The organism is Streptomyces synnematoformans (assembly GCF_039531005.1).
Taxonomy (GTDB): Bacteria; Actinomycetota; Actinomycetes; order Streptomycetales; family Streptomycetaceae; genus Streptomyces; species Streptomyces synnematoformans.
Genome location: NZ_BAAAPF010000732.1, coordinates 1 through 793 on the forward strand (window position 1 = coordinate 1; position 793 = coordinate 793).

Annotated in this window: 1 protein-coding gene and 1 pseudogene; one reads left to right on the top strand and one right to left on the bottom strand. The window is 78.7% G+C overall.

Annotation, left to right across the window (positions count from 1 at the left end; all coding sequences use genetic code 11):
• A pseudogene (locus ABD317_RS37395) lies at nt 1-258 on the bottom strand (hypothetical protein); the annotation flags it as partial.
• 123 nt (nt 259-381) lie between these two features.
• On the opposite strand from ABD317_RS37395, the gene ABD317_RS37400 reads away from it, so the two are divergent.
• The coding region (locus ABD317_RS37400) for a nucleotidyltransferase family protein (RefSeq protein WP_344296594.1) at nt 382-793 on the top strand (412 nt) is incomplete at its 3' end.

The window sequence follows — 793 nt, forward strand, 5'->3', positions numbered from 1 at the left end:
GTCGCCGCGCAGCCGGTCCACGGCGGCGGCGAGCGCCGTCACCCGCGGGTCGGAGGTCCCGGAAGCGCGTGCCTCCCCCGCCTCGGGCCCGCACGCCGCAGGGTGCTCGGGCCCCCGCGCCGCACGGGCCTCGCCCGCGCGCGCGTCACGCCCCTCGGGTACGTCCCCGGCACGCCCCGCCTCCGCGTGCCCCGCGTCCCCCATGTCCTTCTCGGCCTGCACCGTCGTCGTGCCCCGGCCCGTACGATCGTTTCCCATCGGCAGTCCTCCCCCTGCCCGCCCGCTCCCGCCGGTGCCCCGAGGGCGCCGCGTCCCCCCGGGCGATGCCGAGACAGTAAAGCCAACAATGCGTCAAAACGCCACTCGGAACGGGAAATTCAGATGAATAGGAAGATCGGCGCCACTGAATCTCCCGTCGCCGGGCTGTTGCTCGCCGCGGGCGGGGGGCGGCGGCTCGGCGGGCGGGCGAAGGCGCTGCTGCCGGCCGGGCCGGACGGGCGGCCGCTGGTGGAGCGGGCGGCCGCGGCGCTGCGGGCGGCGGGGTGTGCGCCGGTGCACGTGGTGCTGGGCGCGGCGGAGGACGCGGTACGGGAGGCCGCCCGGCTGCCCGGCTGCGTACCGGTGTCGAACCCGGACTGGGCGTCGGGCATGGGCTCGTCGCTGCGCGCCGGGCTGGCATCGCTGGAGCCGACCGCCGCCCCGGCGGCGGTGGTGCTCCTCGTGGACCAGCCGCGGATCGGGTCCGCCGCCGTCGCCCGGGTGGCCGCGGCGTACGGGACGCGGGGCGCCGAGC